General features: G+C 68.9%; 23 protein-coding genes. 9 read left to right on the top strand and 14 right to left on the bottom strand.

The features are described 5' to 3' along the window. Window positions 1-31: 31 nt before the first annotated feature. The 4 genes from AX018_RS05510 to AX018_RS05495 all read right to left on the bottom strand — a co-directional run bounded on the left by AX018_RS05510 (window position 32) and on the right by AX018_RS05495 (window position 4,580). Window positions 32-1,474 carry an aldehyde dehydrogenase family protein gene (locus AX018_RS05510; RefSeq protein WP_245951446.1) on the bottom strand — a complete coding sequence of 481 codons (1,443 nt, stop codon included), beginning with the start codon at window positions 1,472-1,474 and terminating at the stop codon, window positions 32-34. A 5-nt stretch (window positions 1,475-1,479) separates the two neighbouring features. After that, on the bottom strand, window positions 1,480-2,454 hold the full coding sequence (locus tag AX018_RS05505) for a tripartite tricarboxylate transporter substrate binding protein (protein WP_245951445.1): 975 nt from the start codon (window positions 2,452-2,454) through the stop codon (window positions 1,480-1,482). Between the two features lie 30 nt (window positions 2,455-2,484). Continuing rightward, window positions 2,485-3,657 carry a mandelate racemase/muconate lactonizing enzyme family protein gene (locus AX018_RS05500; protein ID WP_245951444.1) on the bottom strand — a complete coding sequence of 391 codons (1,173 nt, stop codon included), beginning with the start codon at window positions 3,655-3,657 and terminating at the stop codon, window positions 2,485-2,487. 188 nt (window positions 3,658-3,845) lie between these two features. Next, entirely contained in the window at window positions 3,846-4,580 is a 735-nt protein-coding gene (locus AX018_RS05495) for an iron-containing redox enzyme family protein (RefSeq protein ID WP_111876301.1), read from the bottom strand. Between the two features lie 263 nt (window positions 4,581-4,843). Here AX018_RS05495 and AX018_RS05490 point away from each other — a divergent pair, with 263 nt between their 5' ends. The 7 genes from AX018_RS05490 to AX018_RS05460 are packed head-to-tail and all read left to right on the top strand — an operon-like array spanning window position 4,844 to window position 10,298. Further along, the gene (locus AX018_RS05490; protein WP_111876300.1) at window positions 4,844-5,149 is read left to right on the top strand and encodes a 2Fe-2S iron-sulfur cluster-binding protein; all 306 of its coding nucleotides are present in this window, start codon (window positions 4,844-4,846) and stop codon (window positions 5,147-5,149) included. 25 nt (window positions 5,150-5,174) lie between these two features. Further along, window positions 5,175-5,486 carry a ferredoxin gene (locus AX018_RS05485; protein WP_111876299.1) on the top strand — a complete coding sequence of 104 codons (312 nt, stop codon included), beginning with the start codon at window positions 5,175-5,177 and terminating at the stop codon, window positions 5,484-5,486. After that, on the top strand, window positions 5,483-5,761 hold the full coding sequence (locus AX018_RS05480) for a 2Fe-2S iron-sulfur cluster-binding protein (protein ID WP_111876298.1): 279 nt from the start codon (window positions 5,483-5,485) through the stop codon (window positions 5,759-5,761). The genes AX018_RS05485 and AX018_RS05480 overlap by 4 nt, the downstream gene beginning before the upstream one ends. 37 nt (window positions 5,762-5,798) lie before the next feature. Further along, window positions 5,799-6,971 carry an alpha-hydroxy acid oxidase gene (locus tag AX018_RS05475; RefSeq protein WP_111876297.1) on the top strand — a complete coding sequence of 391 codons (1,173 nt, stop codon included), beginning with the start codon at window positions 5,799-5,801 and terminating at the stop codon, window positions 6,969-6,971. A gap of 11 nt (window positions 6,972-6,982) precedes the next feature. After that, window positions 6,983-8,662 carry a thiamine pyrophosphate-binding protein gene (locus AX018_RS05470; RefSeq protein ID WP_111876296.1) on the top strand — a complete coding sequence of 560 codons (1,680 nt, stop codon included), beginning with the start codon at window positions 6,983-6,985 and terminating at the stop codon, window positions 8,660-8,662. A 38-nt stretch (window positions 8,663-8,700) separates the two neighbouring features. Continuing rightward, window positions 8,701-9,465 carry a ferredoxin--NADP reductase gene (locus tag AX018_RS05465; RefSeq protein WP_111876295.1) on the top strand — a complete coding sequence of 255 codons (765 nt, stop codon included), beginning with the start codon at window positions 8,701-8,703 and terminating at the stop codon, window positions 9,463-9,465. Window positions 9,466-9,479: 14 nt separating this feature from the next. Then, entirely contained in the window at window positions 9,480-10,298 is an 819-nt protein-coding gene (locus AX018_RS05460) for an alpha/beta fold hydrolase (protein WP_111876294.1), read from the top strand. Between the two features lie 5 nt (window positions 10,299-10,303). Here the strand turns inward: AX018_RS05460 and AX018_RS25155 are convergent, their stop codons facing one another. Together AX018_RS25155 and AX018_RS05450 are read right to left on the bottom strand one after the other, a co-directional pair. After that, window positions 10,304-10,630: an NIPSNAP family protein gene (locus tag AX018_RS25155; protein ID WP_170146185.1), complete on the bottom strand. Its 327-nt coding sequence runs from the start codon at window positions 10,628-10,630 to the stop codon at window positions 10,304-10,306. Window positions 10,631-10,903: 273 nt separating this feature from the next. Then, entirely contained in the window at window positions 10,904-12,466 is a 1,563-nt protein-coding gene (locus tag AX018_RS05450) for a polyamine aminopropyltransferase (RefSeq protein ID WP_211322374.1), read from the bottom strand. Window positions 12,467-12,592: 126 nt separating this feature from the next. Between AX018_RS05450 and AX018_RS05445 the strand changes: the two genes are divergently transcribed. Continuing rightward, complete coding sequence (locus tag AX018_RS05445) at window positions 12,593-13,585, top strand: 2-dehydropantoate 2-reductase (RefSeq protein WP_111876291.1); 993 nt, start codon at window positions 12,593-12,595, stop codon at window positions 13,583-13,585. A gap of 248 nt (window positions 13,586-13,833) precedes the next feature. On the opposite strand, the gene AX018_RS05440 is transcribed toward AX018_RS05445, so the two are convergent. From AX018_RS05440 to AX018_RS05420, 6 genes are all read right to left on the bottom strand, one after another. Next, window positions 13,834-16,044, bottom strand: a complete 2,211-nt coding sequence (locus AX018_RS05440) for a TonB-dependent receptor (RefSeq protein ID WP_245951443.1) — start codon at window positions 16,042-16,044, stop codon at window positions 13,834-13,836. Window positions 16,045-16,250: 206 nt separating this feature from the next. Next, window positions 16,251-16,718 (bottom strand): hypothetical protein, encoded by a 468-nt coding sequence (locus tag AX018_RS24625; RefSeq protein ID WP_146749224.1) that lies wholly within the window; start codon window positions 16,716-16,718, stop codon window positions 16,251-16,253. Window positions 16,719-16,729: 11 nt separating this feature from the next. Then, window positions 16,730-17,710: a hypothetical protein gene (locus AX018_RS24620; RefSeq protein WP_146749223.1), complete on the bottom strand. Its 981-nt coding sequence runs from the start codon at window positions 17,708-17,710 to the stop codon at window positions 16,730-16,732. Window positions 17,711-17,911: 201 nt separating this feature from the next. Further along, window positions 17,912-18,136, bottom strand: a complete 225-nt coding sequence (locus tag AX018_RS05430) for a DUF350 domain-containing protein (RefSeq protein ID WP_111876289.1) — start codon at window positions 18,134-18,136, stop codon at window positions 17,912-17,914. Between the two features lie 72 nt (window positions 18,137-18,208). Continuing rightward, window positions 18,209-19,732: a DUF4178 domain-containing protein gene (locus tag AX018_RS05425; protein ID WP_111876288.1), complete on the bottom strand. Its 1,524-nt coding sequence runs from the start codon at window positions 19,730-19,732 to the stop codon at window positions 18,209-18,211. Between the two features lie 110 nt (window positions 19,733-19,842). Further along, window positions 19,843-20,895 (bottom strand): SPFH domain-containing protein, encoded by a 1,053-nt coding sequence (locus AX018_RS05420; RefSeq protein ID WP_111876287.1) that lies wholly within the window; start codon window positions 20,893-20,895, stop codon window positions 19,843-19,845. A gap of 170 nt (window positions 20,896-21,065) precedes the next feature. Between AX018_RS05420 and AX018_RS05415 the strand changes: the two genes are divergently transcribed. Next, a complete protein-coding gene (locus AX018_RS05415; protein WP_111876286.1) occupies window positions 21,066-21,323 on the top strand; it encodes a DUF2061 domain-containing protein in 258 nt (85 codons plus the stop codon). Window positions 21,324-21,489: 166 nt separating this feature from the next. On the opposite strand, the gene AX018_RS05410 is transcribed toward AX018_RS05415, so the two are convergent. Then, window positions 21,490-21,792, bottom strand: coding sequence for a flagellar basal body protein (locus AX018_RS05410; RefSeq protein ID WP_111876285.1), 303 nt, complete (start codon window positions 21,790-21,792; stop codon window positions 21,490-21,492). A 127-nt stretch (window positions 21,793-21,919) separates the two neighbouring features. Continuing rightward, window positions 21,920-22,633 carry a hypothetical protein gene (locus AX018_RS24615; RefSeq protein ID WP_146749222.1) on the bottom strand — a complete coding sequence of 238 codons (714 nt, stop codon included), beginning with the start codon at window positions 22,631-22,633 and terminating at the stop codon, window positions 21,920-21,922. Between the last annotated feature and the right edge of the window lie 4 nt (window positions 22,634-22,637).

Raw genomic sequence — 22,637 nt, 5'->3', positions numbered from 1 at the left:
GTCTCCTTTGTCGATTGGAATGCGTCGGCTCTCAAACCACGCCGGCGTGCTGGTAGATGTGCTTGATCTCCTGGAAGTCGATCAGCGCGTCGTAGCCGTGCAGGCGGCCGAGGCCGCTGCGGCGGTAGCCGCCGGTCTCCGCTTCGGCGAAGAGCTTGTTGTGGTCGTTGATCCAGACCGTGCCGTTGCGCAGCGCCCGGGCCACGCGCATGGCGCGCGCGCCATCGTGGGTCCAGACGCTGGCGGACAGGCCGAACTCGGAATGGTTGGCGCGGGCCACGGCCTCCTTTTCGTCGTCGAAGCGCTCCAGCACCACCAGGGGGCCGAAGATCTCCTCCTGCACGAAGAAGGCCGAGGTGTCGCGCTGCGCCACCAGCGTGGGGCTGACGAAGTTGCCCTGGCGGCTGCCGCGCAGCAGGACCTGGTCGCAGGCGTCCGCCGCCTCGGCGATGCGGCGGTCCACGGCGTCCGCGGCGGCGGCGTCGATCAGGGGGCCGATCTGCGCGCCGGCTTCCAGGCCGGGCGCGAGCCGGAGGCCCGCGAGCGCGGCGGTCAGCGCCTCGCGCATGGCCTCGTAGCGGCTCGCGTGCACCAGGACGCGCCGGGCGGCCGTGCATTGCTGGCCGCTGATGATGGTGGCGGCAGCCGCCAGGGCCGGCGCCACGCGCGCCACGTCGGCATCCTCGAACACCAGGCAGGAGGACTTGCCGCCCAGCTCAAGCGACAGCTTCTTCATGGTGGGCGCGGCCGCGGCCATGATGCGCTGGCCGGTGCCGTTGGAGCCCGTGAAGCTCAGCACGTCCACGCGGGGCGATTCGGCGAGCAGCTGGGCCACCGCGTGGCCGTCCTCGCTCACCAGGTTGACCACGCCGGGCGGCAGCTCGGCCACCGCATGCAGCTCGGCGATGACGGCCGCCGTGATGAGCGCGGTCTGGGGCGCGGGCTTGACCACGGCGGTGCATCCCGCCGCCAGCGCGGGCGTGAGCGATCGGATCAGCAGCACCACCGGCGCATTCCAGGGCACGATGATGCCCGCCACGCCGGCCGGCTCTTTCAGGAGGGTGGAGAAGCTGCCGGGTTCGACCTCGAAGACGTGGCCGGGCAGGTAGCGCGCCAGCCCGGCGTAGTAGCGGATCTCGGAGACGGCGCCGGCCAGTTCGCCGTGGGACTGGGCCAGCACCTTGCCGTTCTCGCGGGTCAGCAGCTCGGCCAGCGCGGCGGCCCGGGCCTCCAGCCGGTCGGCCCAGCGCAGCATGACCCTCTGCCGCAGGCGCGGATTCTGCGACCAGGCCGGGGACTCGAAGGCCGCGCGGGCGGCGTCGATCGCGGCTTCGCCGTCGGCCAGGGCCGAGGACGCGTAGCGGCCCAGCGCCTCGCCGCTGGCGGGGTCCCGGGACGGGCTCCAGGTGCCATCCGCCGCGGGCTGCCAGCGGCCGCCGATCAGGTTCGGTGCTTCCATCCGTGTCGTGTCCATGTCGTTCATCCTGCGGTGATGTGGTTCTGCTGCACGACCCGTTTCCAGAGTGCCAGCTGGCTTTCGATGAAGCGCTGGAAGTCTGCGGGCGTGCCGCCATCGGGCACCACGCCTTGCGCGGCGAAGGTCTTCCTCGCCTCGGGCAACTGCAGGAAACGGTTGAGTTCGGCGTTCAGCTTGGCGATGACCGGCTCGGGCGTGCCGGCCGGCGCGACGATGCCGTGCCAGGAGGAGCCCTCGAAGCCCGGCACGCCGGCCTCGGCGGCGGTGGGGATGTCGGGCATCAGCGGCGAGCGCTTGTCGCTGGCGATGGCCAGGGGCCGCACCTTGCCGGACTGGATGAAGGGCAGGGCCTGGGGCAGCAGGTCCACCGCCACGTCGATCTGGCCTCCGGCCAGATCGGTCAGCATGGGCGTGCTGCCCTTGTAGGGCACCTGGTTCATGCGGATGCCGGACAGGCTCTCGAACAGCACCATGAAGAGATGGTTGGAGGACCCCGGCCCGGACGAGCCGTAAGGGATGGCGCCGGGCCGCTCCCTGGCGGCCTTCACCAGATCGGCGGCGTTGCGGTACGGCGCGGCGGCATGGGCCACCAGCACCATGGGCGCGCGGCCCGCCAGCATGACCGGCGCGAAGGCGCGAACGGTGTCATAAGGCAGCTTGTAGAGCCAGGGATTGGCGCCGAAGGGAAACTGGGCCACGAGCAGGGTGAGTCCGTCGGCACGCGCCGTGGCCACGGCCTGCGTGCCGATGGTGGTGCCTCCGCCGGGCCTGTTGTCCACCATGGCGGGTTGCTTCCATGCATTGGCGAGATGGGTGGCGAGCAGCCGGCCCAGGGTGTCGTTGAAGCCGCCCGGCGGGTACGGCACGACGATGCGCAGCGGCTTGTCCGGATACTGCGCGGCCTCCTGCGACCAGGCGCAGGGCAGGGACAGGGCGGCCACGGCGGAGGCGGCCGCGCGGCGATTCATGGTGTGCATGCGGGTCCTCTTCTGGGTGCGTCACACGCCCTAGGCGTAGGCCGGGCCTTCGATGGCCGGATGCGCGTCGAGGAAGGCCTCATCGACCTCCACGCCGATGCCCGGCGCCTCGGACGGCCAGACATGGCCTTCGGCGTCCACCGCGAAGGGCGTGGGCACCAGCGCGTCGCGGAACAGGTTGCCGCGCGATACGTCCGCCTCGAAATAGCCGTCGCCGTCGATCGCCGCCAGCACATGCAGCGTGGCCGCCATGTTGAGCCCGGTCATGGACGAATGCGGGTGCACCGGAATCTTGTAGGCCGAGGCCAGCGCGGCGATGCGCAGGGTCTCGCTGATGCCGCCGGTCTTGGACAGGTCGGGCTGCAGGATGGAGACCACCCGGTCGTCCACCAGGCGGCTGAACTCGAAGCGGGTGTAGTGGTTCTCTCCGGCCGCGAACGCGACGCGGCCGAAACCGCGGGCCACCTCGTAGCTGCGGTAGTCATGGGCGGGGAAGGGTTCCTCCAGCCAGCCCACGCCCAGCTCGTCGAGCTGCGGCATGGCGCGCCGCGCGTCGTCCAGCGCATAGGCGCAGTTGGCATCGACGAGGATGGCCAGGCCGTCGCCGAAGGCCTGGCGCACCGCCCGCACCCGGGCGATGTCGCGCTCCACGCTGTCGCCCACGCGCAGCTTGACCGCCTTGTAGCCCGCCTTCACATGGGCCGCGGCCTCCTCGACCAGTTGATCGGGCTCCTGCCATCCCAGGGCCACGCCGCCCGCGTAAGCGCGCAGCGGCCGGGAGGCGCCGCCGAGCAGGCGGTACAGCGGCCAGCCCACCGCCTTGGCGCGGATGTCCCACAGCGCCGTATCGATGCCGCTCATCGCCAGCACGCAGGCCGCACCGGTCCCCATGGCCGCCAGCTGCGCCCGGTAGATGCGCTGCCAGACGCCGTGGACATCGGTGGCGTCCATGCCCTCGACCAGTGGGCGCAGGGCATGGTTGATGAAATGGGCGATGCTGCTGTGGGCCCGGCCGTGGTGGGATTCGCCCCAGCCGACCAGGCCGCCGGCGGTGCGCACCCGCACCACCACCGCATCGCGCTTCAGTGCGAGGCCTACGCCCAGCCGCACGCTGTGGGCGGCGGGCACGGGAAAGGAAATGGGCCAGGCCCTGACTTCGGCGATGGCGAAATCAGGCATCGCGGCCGGGGAGCGTCCGCTCATGGGATTTGTCTCCTTATTTCTGTGAATCCCGGTTTCATCGTGGGCCGCCAGCGCGGTCCCGGCGCGCGGTGGTGCCGCCGCCCATGCGGGTTGGCCATCCAAGAGAGAACAAGGCGCGAAGCTGCGGGCGGTGCTTGCCGCACGGCACGGCGCAGCAACGCCGTGATCTTTTCGATGGCGAAGCCGTATCAATCCGCCAGCACGGGCTCCTGGCTCGTCGCCAGATCCTTTTCCACGTACTCGCGGAAAAGCTCGGCGGTGTAGAGCAGGCGCATCTGGGCGCCGACCTCGCAGGCCTTCAGGCAGGCCCGCTGCAGCTCGGGCGTATCGGCATGCTCGAGCACGATCTGGTAGCCGCGCTCGCCGTGGATCTCGTCCGAGACGATGTGCAGGTCGAAGAACTCCACCTCCTCATCGCTGAAGCCGTAGACATCCCGCAGCGTGGGGGCCTGCTTGCGATAGATGGAGGGCACCTGCGACTCCAGGCCCACCACGATTCCGGCGACGGCGACGACCGGATGCTCGCGCATGGACATGGAATAGCACCAGCTCTGCAGGCCGCGGGTCGAAGGCAGCATGTGGTCGGGATTGGTGACGCGTTCGCGCGAGGAGCCGCAGGCTTCGGCGAAACGGATGAGCAGATCGGTGTGGCGGTCGCCCCCGATCTCTTCCTCGTACATGTTGGACAGCATGAAATCCTTCACGTCGATCAGGCTGTGCGGGGTGCGGGAATAGATGAAGCCCAGGTAATCGGCGAAGGGGCCGACGTAGTGGTAATGGTTCTCGGCCCAGCGCGCCAGGTGCGTGCGCGAGAGCTTGCCGGCGGCCCAGGCGACGCTGAAGGGCGACTTGTTGGCGCTCTTGCCGCGCACGGTTTCCTCGAGCGCGTTGCGGAAATCTTCCTTGTTCATCAATGCGGTCATGGCATGTCCTTCTTCTGGGTGGGATGGGGTCCGTGCGGGCAACCCGCTGCCCGGTGCGGCCCCGGCTGCGGGGGAGGCCAAATAATATTTTTTCTTGATGGGAGTCAACAATGTCCATCAACCTTATTGATCGAACCCATCGCCGCTCCTGATGTTGTTTGACGTGTCCCGGGGCAGGCTTCGACCATCGGAGCCATTGCTGCAACCACGAGTGGACGAGGGCCGCGGCCCTTCGAGCCATGCCGACCCCGGAACAGGTGCCTATGCCCAAAGTTGTGATCAGAAAAGCCGGCCAGTGCTTCGAAGGCGAGGTGCGGCCCAACACCAACCTGGTGGTGCGGGCCGGCATCAAGCAGTTCCCCTTCCCGCACCTGGACTACGGCTGCGGCATGGGCAAGTGCTCCAAGTGCATGTGCAAGGTGCTCCAGGGCGCGGAGCATCTGGCCGAACCCAACTGGAAGGAAAAGAAACAGCTGGGCGATCGCCTGGACGCCGGTTTCCGCCTGGCCTGCCAGCTCTGGATCCACCACGACATCGAACTCTGCCAGGACGAAAAGGCCGCGGCCTGAGCCCGGCGACCCATAGAAGAACGACATGGCCAACGAATACGTCATCCTCACCCACAAGGACGGGCAGTTCCATACCGAACTGTGCGAGGGCCTCGTGCCCGTCGAGCAATACGACTACCTCTTCTACGGCAAGCGGCGCGCCCGCTTCGTCATCGCCGAGCTCCTGCGGCCGGTGCGCGTCGCGCTGGTGGAAGAGCAGCCGCCGCATGTCCGCAACCTCGTGCCCTCCAAATTCCTGCCGCGCTGCGACAGCCTGGAGCAGGCCCGCCATGAACTCCACCAGCTGGTCGCCTTCGGCAAGCTGGATGTGCGCCTGGCGCGGGTGGAGCTCGGATGATCACCATCACCTTCCTGAGCAACGCCGGCAAGGTGGCGCAGGTGCCGGAGAACAGCAATCTGCTGCGGGTTTCGCTGCGCTTCCAGGGCGGCATCCCGTTCAAGTGCGGCGGCGGCGTGTGCGGCACCTGCAAGTGCCGCATCGAGTCCGGCCTGGAGCATGCCGACGCGGTCAAACCCAAGGAGCGCAAACACCTCTCCGACGACGAGGTGGGGCAAGGCTTCCGCATGGCCTGCCAGACCTTCGTCAACGGCGACGTCAGCGTCTCCTGGTAGCCCGGGCGCCCCGCAGCCGCGCCCCAGGAATCCCACGATGAAACAAGCCTTGTCCCTGCACGACCTGGAGCAGGCCGCACGCCGCCGCCTGCCCGCCAGCATCTTCGGCTACGTCAGCGGCGGCAGCGAGGACCGGCGCACCGTCGCCGCCAACCGGGCCGCCTTCGACGGCTGGCGCTTCGTGCCGCGCCCGCTGGTGGACGTCTCGCGACGGTCGCAAGCCGTCACCCTGTTCGGCAAGCGCTACGAGGCGCCGGTGGGCATCGCGCCCATGGGAGTCGCCGCGCTGTGCCATTTCGATGGCGACATCGCCCTGGCCGGCGCGGCACGCGACGCCGGCCAGCCTTATGTGCTGAGCGCGGCATCCACCACCCCGCTGGAGCGCGTCTCCGAAGCCAATCCCGACACCTGGTACCAGGCCTACCTGCCGGCCCGCACCGAAGTCATCGGCCCCTTGCTGGACCGGGTGGCCGCGGCCGGCATCGGCACGCTGGTCGTGACGGTGGACGTGCCCATCGCCTCGGTCCGCGAGAACGAACTGCGCAACGGCTTCACCATTCCCTTGCGGCCCAGCGCCCAACTGCTCTGGGGCGGGCTGATGCGGCCGCACTGGCTGGCCGCCACCTTCGCCCGCACGCTGGTGCGCCAGGGCATCCCGCACTTCGAGAATTTCACCGCGGAGCGGGGCGGTCCCATCATCCAGGCGGCCAAGGGCGACCACCGCGCCGGCCGCGCCGCCATGACCTGGAACGAGATCCGCTGGATCCGCGAACGGTGGCGGGGCCGGCTGCTGCTCAAGGGCCTGCTGCGTGCCGGCGACGCGGCGACGGCGATGGCCGTGGGGGTGGACGGCGTCGTGGTGTCCAACCACGGCGGGCGCCAGCTCGACGGCACGCTGGCATCGCTGGACGCCTTGCCGGCGATGGCCGCGGCCGCGCCCGGCCTGACGCTGATCCTCGACGGCGGCATCCGCCGCGGCACCGATGTGCTCAAGGCGCTGGCCCTGGGCGCGAGCGCCGTGCTGGTGGGCCGCCCGGTGATGTACGGCCTGGCGGCAGCCGGCCAGGCCGGCGCCGCGCACGCCCTGGCGCTGCTGCGGCGCGAGGTGGACACCGACCTGGCCTTGCTCGGCTGTCCGGACGTGGCTGCGCTGGGCCCCGATTACCTGTGCCGCGCCGCCACCGTGCTGCCGGCTTCCGAACGCCCTTGAAGGAAAGCCCGATGGACATGACGATTCCCAGCCGCGTGGGCGGCCAGATACTGGTGGATGCACTGAGGATGCAGGGGGTGGAGCGCGCCTTCTGCGTGCCCGGCGAGAGCTTCCTCGCGGTGCTCGATGCCCTGTACGACGCCCGCGACCAGATCGAGCTGGTGGTCTGCCGGCAGGAGGGCGGCGGCGCCTTCATGGCCGAGGCGCACGGCAAGCTCACCGGCCAGCCCGGCATCTGCTTCGTCACCCGCGGGCCCGGCGCCACCAATGCCAGCATCGGCGTGCACACCGCCAGCCAGGACGCCACCCCCATGATCCTGTTCATCGGCCAGGTGGCGCGCGACGCCCGGGGCCGCGAAGCCTGGCAGGAGGTCGATTTCCGGCAGATGTTCGGCGGCATGGCCAAGTGGGTCGATCAGATCGAGGACCCGGCGCGCATTCCGGAATACGTCAGCCGCGCCTTCCACGTCGCCACCTCGGGCCGGCCCGGCCCCGTGGTGCTGGCCCTGCCGGAAGACATGCTGGAGCAGGCCGCGGCCGTCGCCGACTGCCCGCCTTTCCGGCGCAGCCAGCCCTGCCCGCCCGAAGCCGACATGCAGGCGCTGGCCGCCCTGCTGCGCGGGGCCCGCCAGCCCCTGCTGCTGCTGGGCGGCGGCGGCTGGACGGCCCAGGCCTGCAGCGACATCGCGGCCTTCGCCGAGCATTTCCAGCTGCCGGTGGCCTGCGCCTTCCGCCGCCAGGACCTCTTCGACAACCGGCATCCGCTCTACGCCGGCGAGGCCGGCCTGGGCATGGACCCGCGCCTCGCCCAGCGCGTGCGCGATGCCGATCTGCTCATCAGCGTGGGCGCTCGCCTGGGAGAGACCACCACCCAGGGCTATACGCTGGTGCGGCTGCCGCGGCCGCGCCAGCGTTTCGTGCACGTGCACCCCGATCCGCAGGAACTCGGCAAGGTCTACCACGCCGACCTGCCGATGAACTCCAGCCCGGCCGGCTTCGCCGCCGCCGCCGCCGCGCTGCCGGCACCCGCGGCGGCGCCCGCCTGGAGCGGCTGGACCGCCTCGGCGTGCGCCGACTACCGCGACAACCTGCAGCCCACGCCCATGCCCGGACCGGTGGACTTCGGCGCGATCATGGCGGCGCTGCGCGACAGCCTTCCGCACGACAGCGTGCTCACCAACGGCGCCGGCAACTACACGCTCTGGGTGCAGCGTTTCTACCAGTATCGCGGCCTGCGGACCCAGCTGGCGCCCTGCAGCGGCACCATGGGCTACGGGCTGCCGGCGGCCATCGCGGCCAAGCTGGCGCACCCCGAACGCACGGTGGTCTGCTTCGCGGGCGACGGCTGTTTCCTGATGACCGGCCAGGAACTCGCCACCGCGGCCCAGTACGGCGCCCACGTCATCGTGGTGGTGGTCAACAACGGCATGTACGGCAGCATCCGCATGCACCAGGAGCGCCATTACCCGGGACGGGTGGTGGGCACGTCGCTGGTCAATCCCGACTTCGCCGAACTGGCGCGCGCCTATGGCGCCCACGGGGAAGTCGTCGAACGCACCGAAGACTTCGCACCGGCCTGGCGGCGGGCCCAGGCCGCCGGCCGGCCGGCCCTGATCGAGCTGCGCGTCAGCCCCGACGCGTTGTCACCCCGCGCCACCGTCGATTCGGTGCGCGAGCAACGCAAGGCCTGAAGCGCCTTTCCCATTGCCCTGCCTTGGAGACACTGCCCATGACCGATCCCGAAAACTTCACCGTGCGCGTGCTCGCCCGCACCCCCATCGCCCAGGACACCATGGCCTTCGCCATCGAGCGGCCGGCCGGCTTCGACTTCGAGGCCGGCCAGTACGTCAGCATCCAGCTGCCCGGCTTCATCGCCCCGGAGGACGGCTCGGACGACGGCGAACGCATGCTGTCCATCGCCAGCGCCCCGCACGATGCCGGGCTGCTGGTGGCGATGCGCATGCGGGACACCGCCTTCAAGCGCCATCTGGCCGCATGCGCCGTCGGTGAACAGGGCGCGCCCCTCCACTTGAGCCCCCCGATGGGCGACTTCGTCCTGCCCGCCGACGGACTGCAGCCGCTGGTGATGATCGCCGGGGGCATCGGCATCACGCCTTTCTACAGCATGCTGCGCCACCTGCAGCACCGCGCGGAGGGCGGCGAGGCCGTGCCGCCGGTCACGCTCCTGTACGGAAACCGCAGCAGCGCCCTGGCCGCCTGGAGCGCCGAGATCGACGCCATGGCGGCGGCCCTGCCCGGCTTGCGCGTGGTGCATGTCCTGTCGGAGCAGGGCGCCGCCCCGGCCGCCGCCGGCGGCACGCCGCGCTCCGGCCTGATAGACGCCGACACCATCCGCCAGGAGGTCGCCGACTGGCGCGCCTGCCGCTACTACGTGGTCGGCCCCACCGCCATGGTGGCCGCGATGCAGGACTGCCTGGATGCCTGCGAGGTGCCGCCGGAGCAGGTCGTGATCGAATTTTTCGCAGGCTATTGAAACAGGGAGCCCCCATGCACGACAGCACTCGCAGCAGCCGCACCGTTTCGCGTCCGGATGCGGACCTGGCGGTTCACCTCCAGGGAGACCCGCAGGCGCCGGTGGTCTTCTTTGCGCACTCCATCCTTTCGAGCAGCGCCATGTGGACGGCGCAGGCCGATCTGCTCGCCGCACGGGGCTGGCGGGTCGTGTGCGCCGATACCCGCGGCCACGGCGCCTCGCGCTGCACCGGCGGGCACGCCCGCATGGACACCCTGGTGGCCGACACGGTCGCGGTGCTCGATGCGCTGGACATCTCCCGGGTGCACTACGTCGGCTTGTCGCTCGGCGGGATGAGCGGCTTCGGCCTGGCCCTCCAGCACCCCGACCGCCTGGCGAGCCTCTGCCTGTGCGATGCCCGCGCCGATGCGCCGCCGGAGGTGGCCGCACCCTGGGACGCGCGCATCGCCACCGCCCGTGCCGAAGGCTGCGCCGCCCTGGCGATGCCCACGCTGGAGCGCTGGTTCGGCACCGCCTTCCTGCAAGCCCATCCGGACACGGCGGCACGCCTGCGGGCCGTGGCCGCGGATACCACGGTGGACGGCTTCGTGGCGTGCGCCCGCGCCATCCAGTCGCTCGACTATCTGGCAGGCGTGGATGGCATTGCGCTGCCGACGACGCTGGTCGTTGGCGAGAAGGACGGCGTGCTGCCCGCCGCCATGGCCGAACTCGCGGCGCGGATTCGCGGCGCGGCGCTGGAGGTCATTCCGGGCGCCGGGCATTTGCCCAATATCGACCGGCGCGAGGCGTTCGACACGGTCCTGCTGCACCACCTGGCCCGCGCCGCCGCCTGAGGCCTTCAGCGAAGCGGCAGGGCGGGAGCGAGCAGCGCGTGGAGCAGTTCGGTCTGCTGCTGCGCGAGCAGCGGGCCGTCCTGCTCGGTCCGCGCCTTGATCTCGCGCCACTCGCTGTCGGAGCCGAACGCGGCCCAGGCCGCCGTGCGGCGGTCCTCGTCCTCGAAAGCCAGGATATAGACGAGTTCTTCCAGCGGCGGCCTGGGGGCGAACACCGCCACGACATCCATGCCCAGGCGGGCAAAGACAGGCAGGGTATGGGCCATGAAACGCGCGCGCAGCGCTTCGCCCTTCCCTGGATGCGGCGTATAGCGTTTCAGTTCGTAGATCATCCGCGAGAGTCCCCCGTCAGCGGCCATTGCCGGTCCATCCGGCCGATGCCAATCCGTCCCGATGTTAGGAGGAGGCTTGGCTGCAGTGAAGTAGCGGCGCCTGATGGCTGCCATCAGCGTTCCTGATTCGCCAAAGAGGCGCAACCCCGCAACCCGGCGCCATGGCATCGCCGATGCGTTCGGCTGGAATCGGTCGCGCGCGCCGGCACCTGGCGCATCCGTCCCATGCACCATCGATCCAGTGCAGACTCACGGGCCCGGCGGATCAGCGGATCAATGCGCGATCACCTTCCCCCACTCCTGCTCGTAGGTGTGCACGAGGATCTGGTTCGACAGCCGGTTGACCTCGGCCGGCACGCGCGCCATGTCGAGCGGAAAGTCGAACAGCAGCGGCAGCGTGGCGGGCGAGAGGAAGCGCAGCCCCTCGGGCAGGCGCTGCGGCAAGCGCCACGGCCGGCGGCTGGCGATGACGAAGCCCCACTCGCCGAAGCTCGGCACGTGCGCGTGGTAGGGCGCGGCCGTGAGGCCCACCGACTCGATGGTCTGCACCACCGTCCAGAAACTCTGGCGCGCCACCAGCGGCGAGGTGGTCTGCACCACCGCGTAGCCACTGGCCGCGAGGCGCTGCTCCAGCAGCGCGTAGAAACTGTTGGTGTAGAGCTTGCCGATCGCGAAATTGGTGGGGTCGGGGAAATCCACCACGATCACGTCGAAAGCATCTTGCGCCCCCACGCTCCCCTGCTGCAGCCACTGGAAGGCATCGGTGTTGACGACGTGCACGCGCGGGTCGGACAGCGCGCCGCCGTTGAGGCGCGAGAGCGCGGGATCGGTGCGGAAGAGGCGCGTCATGGCCGGGTCCAGCTCCACCAGCGTGACCGATTCCACCGACGGGTACTTCAGGATCTCGCGCACCGCCATGCCGTCGCCGCCGCCCAGCACCGCCACGCGCCGGGGCGCTCCGTGCGCGGCCATGGCCGGGTGCACCAGCGCCTCGTGGTAGCGGTACTCGTCGCGCTCGGCGAACTGTAGGTTGCCGTTGAGGTACAGGCGGTGCCCCATGCGGCCGTGGGTGACCACGATGCGCTGGTAGGGCGATGCGCTGCTGATCACGATGCGGTCCTGGTAGAACTTGTCCTCGGCCAGCCGCGTGATGTGCTCGGCCCCCGCGAAGCCCGCCACCAGCGCGGCCAGCACCGCCGCGCAGGCCAGCGCGTGCGCGCGCAGCCGCCGCAGCTCGTGCCGGAACAGCCACAGCGCCCACACCGCCACCACGGCGTTGAGGATGCCGAACAGCAGCCCCGTGCGGATCAGCCCCAGGTGCGGCACCAGCAGCAGCGGAAACGCGAGCGACACCGCCAGCGCGCCCAGGTAGTCGAAGGTGAGCACCTGCGACACCAGGTCCTTGAGCGCCACGTTGCGCTTGAGGATGCGCATCACCAGCGGGATCTCCAGCCCCACCAGCATGCCCACCAGCAGCACCATCCCGTAGAGCAGCACGCGGAACGCGCCCGGCACGTAGGCATTGGCCAGGAACAGCGTGGCCGGCAGCGCCCCGCCGACCAGCGCCACCAGCAGCTCGATGCGCAGGAAATGCGCGGGCAACTGGCGCTCGAAGTACCGCGACAGCCACGATCCCACGCCCATCGCGAAGAGGTACGTGCCGATGATGGTGGAGAACTGCAGCACCGAATCGCCCAGCACGTAGGATGCGAGCGCGCCGGCGGCGAGTTCGTAGAGCAGGCCGCAGGCCGCCACCACGAAGACGCTGGCGAGCAGCGCGACGTCGAGGGGACGGGGAGCGAAGGACGGAGGGGAGGGAGGGGCGGAGGCGGTCAAGCCCGCTATTTTGGGGGATGCGTCCACCCGCCCCCACCCGCCTTCACCCGCCCCCCGGCGCCGGCCCGGGATGCGAGGCCGGGATACGAACACCGGGCGCACGCCGCCCCGCACAGGAGGTTTCGCATGCATTTCATCGTCATGGGCGCCGGCGCCGTCGGCCTCTACGTGGGCGGGCGCCTCGCCGCGGCCGGGCAGGCCGTGACGCTGGTGGGCCGCCCCCGCATCCTGGACGCCATCGCACAGGAAGGCCTGCGGGTGAGCGACCTGGAAGGCTTCGACGCGCGGGTGCCGCCCGGCGCGCTGCGGGCGGTGGCCTCACTGGACGGCTGGCGGGCGCCGGCGGACTGCGTGGCGCTGCTGTGCACGAAGGGAGGCGCCACGGAAGAAGCCGCACGGACGCTGGCCGGCGCCTGCCCGGACGGCACGCCCGTCGTCTCGCTGCAGAACGGCGTGGACAACGTGGCGCGCATCGCCGCCCAGGCGCCGGCGCTGCGCGCGCTGGGGGCCATGGTGCCCTACAACGTCGTGCTGCGCGGCACGCAGGCCCGCCGCACGACCCTGGGGCGCATCCACCTGCAGCGCGACGCGGCCACGACCGCGCTGGCCGGGGCCTTCGAGGCCGCCGGTCTCGCCACCACGCTGGTGGACGACATCCGGCCGGTGCAATGGGGCAAGCTGCTGCTGAACCTGAACAACCCGGTGAATGCGCTGTCCGACCTGCCGCTGCGCGAGGAACTGCTGGACCGCGACTGCCGGCGCGTCTTCGCCGCCCTGCAGGCCGAGGCGCTGCGCGCCATGGCGCGTGCGGGCATCCGGCCCGCGAAGGTCGCGCCGCTGCCACCGGCGCTGCTGCCGCACGTGCTGCGGCTGCCCGATGCACTCTTCACGCAGCTCGCGCGCCGCATGCTGCGCATCGATGCCACGGCGCGCTCATCGATGTGGGACGACCTGGAGGCCGGCCGCCCCACCGAGATCGGCGACCTCTGCGGCGCCGTCGTGCGCCTGGCCGCCGCGCACGGCCTGCCCGCGCCCTGCAACGAACGCATGTGCACCCTGCTCGCCGGCCCGCGCCAGAGGCTCACGGGCGCACAGATGCGCCAAGCCCTGGGCCTCTGACGCGCAAGCGGCCCAAGAACTGGCACGGCCTCACCCGTCCGATGGCCGCGAAGCAGGCCACGCCAGCAGACGCATCACCGGCTTTGCCGGGCTATTGGCACCGCCCAAGGCCCACGAACCCATGCGGCATCCCCCTCAGAAGGCCGCGGAGCAGGCCATACCAGCAGACGCCGCGGAGCGGGCTCCGCCCGGCCGCTAGCGTCGTCCCCCCTCCGGGGGGAAGGCGCCGAAGGCGACTCAGGGGGGCTTCAGAACTGGTAATTAGCGCTCACCAGCAGCGAGCGCGGCGTGCCCGGCAGCGCGCTGGTGCCGGGGCGCCAGTATTCCTTGTCGAACAGGTTGGAGATGGCGGCCGTGACCGTCCAGGGCGCGGCGCGCCAGCCGATGAGCGCGTCCCAGCGGCTGTAGCCCGCCATGCGCGAGGTGTTGGCGTCGTTGGCCCAGCGCGGGCCGGAATGGGTGACGCCCAGCTCGCCGTACCACGCGCCGGCCGGCGCGTAGCGCACGAACAGGCTGCCCGTGCGGCGCGCGACGTCGCGCAGGTCCTTGCCCTCCAGGGCCACGTTCGCCTTGTTCTCGACCACGGTGGCGTGGGTGATGCCCGCGCCGCCGCGCACGTACCACGCGGGCGCCACACGGCCCGAGACGCTGAACTCCACCCCGCGCGAACGCTCCTGGCCGCGCACCGCCCACACATCGGGCTGGTTGGTGGGATCGGGCTGGTAGCGGATGTTGTAGTGGTCGATCTGGTAGGCCGAGAACTGGGTGGACAGCGCGCCCTGCAGCCAGTCGCTCTTGATGCCGGCCTCGAACTGGCGCGAGTACTGCGGCTCGTCGTCCTGCGCGCCGCTGATGCCCAGCGTGCCGCGCCCGCCGAAGGGCGAGAAGCTCTTGCTGTACGAGGCATAGAGGCTGTGCTCGCGGCTGGGCTGCCACACCAGGCCCGCGCGCGGGCTCACCGAACTGCCGCTGGAATTGCGCCAGGCGTTCGTGAGGCGGTTGAGGCTGTCGAAGTCGTAGTCGTCGTAGCGCGCGCCCACCAGCAGCTTCCACTGCGGCGTGAGGCTGATGAGGTCCTGCGCGTAGAGCGCCTTGGCCGCGCCCAGGTGCAGGTTGTACTGCGAGGGCGTGCCCTGCGCGGGCCGCACGGCGTTGAACACGGGGTTGAACGGATCGACGAAGCCATTGCTCGCGGCCGTGGAGAAGAGGCGCGGCTGGCGCTCCTCGTCGCTGTGCTCCACGCCCACCAGCAGCTCGTGCGCCATGCCGGCCCACTCGAAGCGGCCGGTCAGGTCCACGGTGTGGATGGTGGTCTTGTTGTTCGTCTGCTGCCAGGCGTAGCTCTGGCGCAGCAGGCCGGGGTTGGTGCAGGTGGCGCCCGTGGGCGTGCGGCCGCGCGCATTGCAGTAGGTGCCCAGGAAGTAGTGGTCGAAGTCCTGCCGGGCCTCGCGCTTGCTGGCGAGCCAGCGCACGCTCCACTGCGGGTTGAAGTCGTAGCTCAGGTCCGAGCGCAGCACGCGCAGGCGGTCTTCCACGTAGTCGCCCGGCTGCGCGAAGCCCTGGCGCGGCGAGACGCCCGCGGGCAGTTGCTCGTAGGCCGGGCCGCGGTCCGGCACGCGCCAGACGCTGTCGTAGGTGTACTGGCCCGACCAGCGCAGGCCCGTGCGCGTGTCCACGAGGATGCTGGGCGAGACCATGTCGTTCTGGTTGCGGATGCCGCTGCGGAAGCTGTGCGCCTGCTCGCGATCGGCCGTGAGGCGCACGGCCACGTTCGGGCTCAGCACCCGGTTGATGTCCAGCGTGCCGCCCACGTTCTCCCACGAGCCGCCGCGCAGCGTGACGCTGCTCTTGGCATCGAAGCGCGCCTGCTTGCTCACCATGTTGATCACGCCGCCGCCCGCGCCGCGGCCGTAGAGCACCGAGGCCGGGCCCTTGAGGATCTCGATGCGCTCCACGTTGGCGGTGCTGCGGCGCACCTGCCCGGCCTCGCGCACGCCGTCGCGGTAGATGTCGCCCGAGCTCGCGTCAAAGCCCCGGATCATCACGCCCTCGCCGCGCATGTCGTAGCTGGTGCTCACGCCCGGCAGGCCGTCGAGCATGGTGGCGAGATCGTTGATGCCGTAGCTCTTGTACTTGTTGACCTCCACCGTGTCGATGGTCTGCGGGATGTCGCGCGGCGCGGTGTAGGTCTTGGTGGCGGTGGTCACGCCCTCGGGGCGCACATCGTCGGGGTCGTACTGCGCGCCCGACACATGCACGGTGGGCAGCGCCGCGTGCGCGGCGGCGCTTTCGCCGGGGGCCTCGGCCTGCGCCCAGGCGGCGCCCGCCAGGCCCGCCCAGAGCAGGGCGGCGCGCAGGGGGGCAGGGCCGGCGTCACACAGGGAAGATGAGTTCAGGGATCGCGCGGCAGTACCGCAGCTCCTGGGTTCCCGCACGCCGGGAATGCATCGTTTGGCCATATCGCTCTCTGCAAGGATCCACGAGCAACAGCAGTCTCGTCGGAAGGAGAACGAATCGTAATACTATTGATAATCAATATTAATAACAGATGTGCAAGTCTCACCGCTTTCCGCACAAAGGAATCCGGACTCCACCAAGCCACGGGCTCTTCAATGAAGCCCCGCCGGCGGTGGCACCCACAAGTCCATGCGGGCAATCCCGCTCGTCACCCACACGCGCCGATCTTGGCGTCATGCTCGGAGTTTCCGGTGCACATCGGCTCGATGTAGACGACACCATCCAGACCCGAGAAATCCCATCCTTCCGCAATCAATGTCTCCATAGGCGCCCAAAGATTAATGGCGAAGTAATCCCCGATATAGGTTCCCGTAACACTTTCCCCAACGCCCTTGTAGCCGTGGCCAGGGTCTGGCGTGGTTCCAACCGGACTCCACATCACGGCATTGGAAGATGGGGTCAGATACTTCACGCACACCGATCCATTGCATATGGAAACCGTGTCATTTGCTTGCCACATGGGTACGTTCGGATTCACATGAACCGAGACGAATGCGCGTACATCCGGCGGACTCATCGGAGTCGTGCATCCCCTGCAAAGATATCTCCCATAATCAGCAGCGATACACAAGAGCGCCGCAAGCATCAGAACAGAAATCGAAAGCTTCTTCAGCATATATACCCTCTCTAATTTTTGACCTTCGAATGGATCGCCAATGCCTTGGCACGGCCCTCGTCTTTCTCAGTGGAACTCAATCCACTTTCAATTTTCCTGATGTATGCCGTAACGCTTCTTTTGGTAGTTTCCGGCACATCTGGATCTGCAATGACGGAGGCAGCCCATACATAATCATAGGCATATGAAGTCATCTTGTCGGAATAGCCACCGATGATGCGATCTTCGCTATCCACCTTGTAAATCGACGCCAGCGTCTTGTAAGCCCCCCTGTCACCAGCCTGAGCGCTTTGCTGTAAATACGAAACTGCCAGTGCGGACCATTCATTGATCTGCTCCTTGGTCAACGGCAAGTACTCCTCATCGCCGAGCCAGCGCCCCATGGGTCCTACTTCGAAGTAAAGCTTCTTTGCTTCCAGATCCCCCGAAGCGGCCAGACTCCCAAGAATATCCTTGCGCAGGGAGTAATATCCATCCCCCAGATTCTTACAATATTCAACGTATGCATCATACGACACCGAAAGCTCTCTGACTTCCTCCGCGAGACCTGCCGATCTGCTTTGTGCAATAACATTTCCCAGCCCTCTGCGGTTTGCACAAAAACTCAGCGCAGAGATTATTTCCATTTGATCTTCCAGGCTCCTTTTATGTTTCCCCAAGTATTGGGCAACCATCTTATCCACGGGCAGTCTGGGATTTTCCAGGGGGCTCAGCATACTTGCCAGGGATTGCTTCAAATCCTTTTTTTCCTCATGCGCGGCGAGCTCGCCCCTTCTGCCCCCCTGTTCCTGCCCGGTCGCCAAATGCCATGGAAATTGGCTTTGAGATGCACTTGCCTGTTGCCCAGCTTTTACCTCGTCGGCTGTCTTTCCTTCTGGCACAGGCCGATCCACCCTTGCCAGAAATACCCCCACGAGCGCTAGTACAGCCAAAAGAAATGCGGCCAGATACGAGCCTCTTTTTCCGAAAAGCTTCTCAAATGGCTTGATCACAGGCTCTCTCCAATCGCCGCGCAAGCCAGTCGGCTATCTCGGCACCAATAGCGACAGCACGAACGCCGCTGCACGGAAATATTTCTGTCGCCAACGAGATGGCAACGGCGATCAATACGTGTTGATCCATCTCGTGATGCGCACGAGAATCATTCCCAATCATACATCAGAACAATTATTGTTCCGATGCGTGGAATGCACTCAACCGCCGTGGATGGCCGCGGCCACGATGATGCTGATGCCCAGGCACATCGCGGCCACGACCATGGCCAGGGCCTTGTTCTGCTTCTCGACGATCTCGGCCCACAGGTTGTAGGGCGTGACCTTGTCGATGATGATGAAGCTGACCCAGAACACGAGCACGCCGATCAGCGCGAACAGGATGGAGCCGAAAAAGGCGGCGGGACGCAGCCATTCGAGTGCCATGGTGAACTCCCTTCAGTCGGAAATGGGTGGATGGAGGATGGATGTCGATGCCGCGGCGCCGTCCGGCGGGGGCTACTTGTGCCCGCCCCCGCTGGACCAGCCGCCGAACGACCCGCCCGAGGAACGGTAGCTCGACGAGGTGCAGTTCTCGCGCTGCGGATCGCACGACGAGCTGCAGCCCCGCGAGAACAGCAGCAGGAGCAGGACCAGCACCACGGCGATGATGATCACCGTGCCGCAGCCCACGCTGCCCGCGCTCGCGAGCGGGCTGGCGTCGTCGCGGCGGAAGAGGTCCTTCTGGCCGTCGAGCTTGAACGCCTTGGCCACCAGGGCGCTGTCCAGCAGGTTGCCGGCCGACCAGGTGATCTCGCGCGGGGTCTGCTCCATCGACAGCCGGCCCCTGCCGCCCGCGCCGCTGAAGTCGCGGTTCTGGGTGACCTGCCCGCGCGCCACGGGCCAGTAGAACTCGCCCAGCACGTAGGTGGTCTCGGCGCGGTACTGCGAGTCGAGCCGGTAGGTGCTGCCCAGGTAGGTGGCGCCCTGCCCGTTCGCCGAGAGCTTGGGCGCGCCCGTGGTGGGCCGCACGAGGCTCCAGCCGTCGGTCGCGTCCACGAGGAAGGCGAAGCCGCGCTGGCGGTTGTAGAGCAGGTATTCGTCCCAGCCGAAGCTCTCGTCGTCGCCCGGCTCGCTGCCCATGCGGTGCTGGAAACCCACCACCTGCCAGACCCCGCCCTCCAGCTGCCCGGTGGTGCCCAGGGGAATGAGCGGCTGCACGGGCTCGTCCTGCACGGCGTGGCGCAGCTCGCCGCCGATGCCGCCCGAGACGTCGATGAGGCTCGCGCACGAGGGGCAGGTGAGGCTGCGGGTGGTGTCGAACTTCACCGCCACCGGCGCGCCGCAGTGCGGGCAGTTGAACTGGCGCGCCTTTTCTTCCTTGGCGGACTCATTCTTCAGGCCCTGCATGCGCAGGTCTTCGAGCCGCACCGTGCGGCCGCGCTCGACGCGCGGGGGCGTCTGGCCGTAGTCGAAGGAGAGGACATCCCCCTGCTCGCTGCGCAGCTCCACCACGGCGAATGGCTGGCCCAGCGGCGGCAGCCGGGGCAGCTCGCCCTGCGCGGAGACGAGGTGCGCCTGCACGTTCGCCGCCACGCTGTAGGGCTTGCCGCTCACGGCCGTGGTGGTCCCCACGCGGAAGCGCTCGGGCGGCGGCAGCTCGCGGCCCGGGTCCATGGGGCGCGTGAACACGTAGGCGCCGTTGTCCTCGCCCAGCGTGGCGGTGCTGCCGTCCTCCAGGATGGCGTTCCACTCGGCCCAGGTGCCCGTCTCGGCCTGGTACTGCAGCCGGCCGATCAGCGTGAAGGACTGCTCGCGCGCGTCCAGCAACACCCGGCCGCTCGCCATGAGCTGCAGCGGGCTGTGGTCGTCGAAGACCTCGGCCATCTTGCCCACGCGCGTGAGCACCTCGCCGCTGCGCACCACGGTGCTCTGGCAATAGGGGCAGACGGCGTGCGTGGACTGCGCGCTGCGGAATTCGACCGGCGCGCCGCAGCCCGGGCAGGGCGCGCGGTAGTGGCGCTGGAGGTGGGGGTCGGCCATTCTTGATCGGTGTTTTCGGCCTCCTGTCGCTGATTCCATTCGACAGGATGCTATTTAAAACATAGCAAAAGCAGGGGCAGCGGGGGCCGCCCCGTGCGCGTGGCCGCGCGTCAGACCAGCTTCTTGAGCAGCTCGGCCTTCTTGGCGTCGAATTCTTCCTGCGTGAGGATGCCCTTGGCCTTGAGGTCGCCGAGCTTCTCCAGCGTCGCCATCACCTCCTCGGGCCGCACGCCGGCCACGGGCGCGGCAGCAGCAGCCGCCGCCGGGGCCGCACCCTGGCCGCCGCCCTGCAGGCCCTGCTGCAGGTTCTGCGCGAGCACCTGGCCCAGCGCCACGCCGGCGCCCAGGCCCATCGCGTCGCCCGCGATGCCGCCGCCGTTGCCCGCGCCCTCGGCGAACTTCGGGATCGACTGCGCCGTCTGGTACTGCATGAACTTGCCCATGTCGTTGCCGACCATGCCCATGCCGATCTTCTGGTCGAGGACCTTCTGCAGCTCTTCGGGCAGCGAGAGGTTCTGCACCGTCATCGCCTCCAGCTGCAGGCCGATCTTCGCGAAGGCCGGCTGCAGCTCTTTCGCGAGCGCGTCGGCGAACATGATCTGGTTGGCCGCGAGGTCCAGGAACGGCAGGCCGCTGGCCGCGATCGCGTTGCTGATGTTCTGCAGCACGAGGCCGCGCAGCTGCCCGTCCAGCTCGCCCACGGTGTACTCGGCGCGCGTGCCGGAGATCTCGGTGTGGAAGAGCTTGGGATCGGCCACGCGGTAGGCATAGTTGCCGAAGGCGCGCAGGCGCACGGCGCCGAAGTCCTTGTCGCGGATGGTGATGGGCTGCGGCGTGCCCCACTTCTGATCGACCTGCTGGCGCGTGCTGAAGAAGTACACGTCGCTCTTGAACGGGGACTCGAAGAGCTTGTCCCAGTTCTTCAGGTAGGTCAGCACCGGCAGCGTCTGCGTGGTGAGCTTGTGGGTGCCGGGGCCGAACACGTCGGCCACCTTGCCCTCGTTGACGAACACCGCCATCTGCGACTCGCGCACCACCAGCGTGCCGCCGTTCTGGATTTCCAGGTCGCGCATCGGAAAACGCCAGGCCAGCGTGCCATCGCCGTCCTCCGTCCACTGGATGATGTCGATGAACTGCTTCTTGATGAAGTCCATGAGGGCCATGCGATGCTCCGTCTGTCGTGGTGAGGAATAGGGCTTCGGACCGCCGTTGCGGTGGCCGATCATAGCGGCGCCCCGCCGCTCCGCTATCGCGGGTTTCGAGAGGATCAATTGGCGCCCGCCAATGCGAATGCCTAGCATTCACCCATCCCCGCGACACAACAGGAGCCCCCATGGACCGCATCCGCCAAGCCGCCCTCCAGAACCGCCCGGCCCTCATGAAGACGGGCAGCTACTACGTGATCCACATCTGCGTGGCGGCCCTGGTGGCCTACGCGGTCACGGGCAACCTCATCGCCTCGCTCACGCTCAGCCTGCTGGAGCCCACGGTGCAGGCCGTGGCGTTCTTCTTCCATGAAAAGGCCTGGGAGCGCGCGGCCCGCCGGCGCGCCGCGGCCGGACAGTCCGACGCCGCCACGGCCCCCGCCTGACGGACAACGCGGAGGCAACCCCCATGCACGCCCACACCGCGGCAGCACGCGGCACCGCCCGCGCCGCGGCCCCCTTCCAGCGCTGGCTCATCGAACGGCTGGCAGGCCTCGCCGGGGCGCGCTGAGCGCCCGCAGCCCCGGGTCCGGGTCGGCCCGGGTCGGAAAATCAGGCCTTGGTATCGAGCAGCGAACCCAGCATGCGGTCCTCGGTCTTGACCATCTGCAGATTGGCCGCGAACGAATAGGTGGCGGACATCTGCCCCACCGCGTCCTCCTCCAGCGAGGAGCCGTCCTGCGCGGCGCGCCCGACGCGGGCGCTCACGCCGCCCTGGTCGGGCTGAGTCTCCTGCTCCACCGTCTGGCGGCGGAACCCCTCCGTGTTCAGGTTGGCCACGTTGTGCGCCGACGTGTCCAGCTGCAGTTGCGCGGCGCGCAGGCCGGACGAGGCGATGGAGGAGATGGAGGCCATGGCGGAGTGCTCCTGGAACGGCGCTAAGGATACGGCGGAGGGATGCCGGATTATCGGCCGCAGGAGCGCCACCGGCCAGACCGTTGGTCGCATCCCGCCCTCTGCAGTCCTGACAATTGCTATTTATTTAATAGCAAACTATTGAAAGAATACGGCGACATGGCGGCGATCCGGCTGAAATCCAACCTCCAGGCCCCGCCCGAGGGCTCAGGCCACCGCCGCCGAAGTCGGCAGCAGCCGCCGGCCGGCGATGACGTCGTCGAGCTCCTGCAGCATGGCGGCCTTCATGCCGCCCGACGGGTTCCAGGGCACCGTGGCCGCGTCCTGGCCGGCCCCGAGCCAGCGCCAGCCAGCGCCAGCCGGCGTGGCCGAAGCGGCTCGCGGCGACCTGCAGGCGCATGCCCTGCGGGATCTTGCGGGCGGCCTCGGCCAGCCGCACGCGGGTCAGCAGGGCCTCGGCCCATGCGAACAGGTCGGCGATCTCCGCGCGGGCCGGCCCGGGCTCCAGGTAGGCCCCACCCCAGGGCAGCTGGATGAAGAGCGCGATGCCCTGGCCGACGAGGTAGAAGTGCACCGCCCAGCTATTGGTGCCGTGGCCGTCGAAGCCGACCACGGCGTAGTCCGGCAGGTCCGGGTGGGCCTCGACCTCGGCCAGGAAATGATCGAAGCCGTAGGGCGACGATGCGACGGGCCGCGTGGCGAACCAGCCCGGCCCCTGTTGCTGCAACGCAGCCGCCAGCGGTGCCGGCACGGGGGGGAAGGGCAGGCGCTCTTCTTCGAACATTGCCCGGGCCGGCGGCAGGGTGCCGTCGCGGTCAGGCTCGTGGACGGATGCATTCATGGGA

The sequence above is a fragment of the Paracidovorax anthurii genome (genome assembly GCF_003269065.1).
In the GTDB taxonomy this organism is placed as follows: Bacteria; Pseudomonadota; Gammaproteobacteria; order Burkholderiales; family Burkholderiaceae_C; genus Paracidovorax; species Paracidovorax anthurii.
Note: the sequence above shows the minus strand (reverse complement) of the source record. Positions and strands in the feature narration are given on the sequence as shown.

Bases quoted from the DNA above. Each gene is read 5' to 3' on its own strand.
- AX018_RS05445 (WP_111876291.1), top strand. From the start codon at position 12,593: ATGCATTTCATCGTCATGGGCGCCGGCGCCGTCGGCCTCTACGTGGGC.
- AX018_RS05440 (WP_245951443.1), bottom strand. From the start codon at position 16,044: ATGGCCAAACGATGCATTCCCGGCGTGCGGGAACCCAGGAGCTGCGGT.
- AX018_RS05505 (WP_245951445.1), bottom strand. From the start codon at position 2,454: ATGCACACCATGAATCGCCGCGCGGCCGCCTCCGCCGTGGCCGCCCTG.
- AX018_RS05430 (WP_111876289.1), bottom strand. From the start codon at position 18,136: ATGGCACTCGAATGGCTGCGTCCCGCCGCCTTTTTCGGCTCCATCCTG.
- AX018_RS05420 (WP_111876287.1), bottom strand. From the start codon at position 20,895: ATGGCCCTCATGGACTTCATCAAGAAGCAGTTCATCGACATCATCCAG.
- AX018_RS05465 (WP_111876295.1), top strand. From the start codon at position 8,701: ATGACCGATCCCGAAAACTTCACCGTGCGCGTGCTCGCCCGCACCCCC.
- AX018_RS05485 (WP_111876299.1), top strand. From the start codon at position 5,175: ATGGCCAACGAATACGTCATCCTCACCCACAAGGACGGGCAGTTCCAT.
- AX018_RS05425 (WP_111876288.1), bottom strand. From the start codon at position 19,732: ATGGCCGACCCCCACCTCCAGCGCCACTACCGCGCGCCCTGCCCGGGC.
- AX018_RS05500 (WP_245951444.1), bottom strand. From the start codon at position 3,657: ATGAGCGGACGCTCCCCGGCCGCGATGCCTGATTTCGCCATCGCCGAA.
- AX018_RS05410 (WP_111876285.1), bottom strand. From the start codon at position 21,792: ATGGCCTCCATCTCCTCCATCGCCTCGTCCGGCCTGCGCGCCGCGCAA.
- AX018_RS25155 (WP_170146185.1), bottom strand. From the start codon at position 10,630: ATGATCTACGAACTGAAACGCTATACGCCGCATCCAGGGAAGGGCGAA.
- AX018_RS05480 (WP_111876298.1), top strand. From the start codon at position 5,483: ATGATCACCATCACCTTCCTGAGCAACGCCGGCAAGGTGGCGCAGGTG.
- AX018_RS24615 (WP_146749222.1), bottom strand. From the start codon at position 22,633: ATGAATGCATCCGTCCACGAGCCTGACCGCGACGGCACCCTGCCGCCG.
- AX018_RS24625 (WP_146749224.1), bottom strand. From the start codon at position 16,718: ATGCTGAAGAAGCTTTCGATTTCTGTTCTGATGCTTGCGGCGCTCTTG.
- AX018_RS05415 (WP_111876286.1), top strand. From the start codon at position 21,066: ATGGACCGCATCCGCCAAGCCGCCCTCCAGAACCGCCCGGCCCTCATG.
- AX018_RS05470 (WP_111876296.1), top strand. From the start codon at position 6,983: ATGGACATGACGATTCCCAGCCGCGTGGGCGGCCAGATACTGGTGGAT.
- AX018_RS05475 (WP_111876297.1), top strand. From the start codon at position 5,799: ATGAAACAAGCCTTGTCCCTGCACGACCTGGAGCAGGCCGCACGCCGC.
- AX018_RS05460 (WP_111876294.1), top strand. From the start codon at position 9,480: ATGCACGACAGCACTCGCAGCAGCCGCACCGTTTCGCGTCCGGATGCG.
- AX018_RS05490 (WP_111876300.1), top strand. From the start codon at position 4,844: ATGCCCAAAGTTGTGATCAGAAAAGCCGGCCAGTGCTTCGAAGGCGAG.
- AX018_RS05495 (WP_111876301.1), bottom strand. From the start codon at position 4,580: ATGACCGCATTGATGAACAAGGAAGATTTCCGCAACGCGCTCGAGGAA.
- AX018_RS05510 (WP_245951446.1), bottom strand. From the start codon at position 1,474: ATGGACACGACACGGATGGAAGCACCGAACCTGATCGGCGGCCGCTGG.